Here is a 249-nt window from a genome sequence, read left to right on the forward strand (position 1 = left end):
TGCCCCCTGATGCGGTGCCTTCATGCCGAAGAATTTCACCCCAACGGGGACGTCGGTGATAGACGGGCTAGGGATATCACGTAGGCCAGATACCTGCATTCTGTCGCCCTTCAGCGCGCCGCCGTGTTCCGGCACCACGACCACCATCACTTTACGACCCGATTTCTCAAGTTCAGTAAAGAAGGCGTCCAGTTCATCAAAGAATTTCTGCGCCCGCGCTTTGTAATCCGCTGTTTTGCTGACCCCCGG

At 56.6% G+C, this 249-nt stretch carries 1 protein-coding gene; it reads right to left on the reverse strand.

Going from position 1 to position 249, the window contains the following annotated elements:
* Positions 1-249: cellulose biosynthesis protein BcsG (gene bcsG / locus FN960_RS24555; protein ID WP_143850855.1), on the reverse strand; the 249-nt coding region annotated here is incomplete at both ends.

The organism is Alkalicoccobacillus porphyridii (assembly GCF_007293315.1).
GTDB lineage: Bacteria > Bacillota > Bacilli > Bacillales > Bacillaceae_D > Alkalicoccobacillus > Alkalicoccobacillus porphyridii.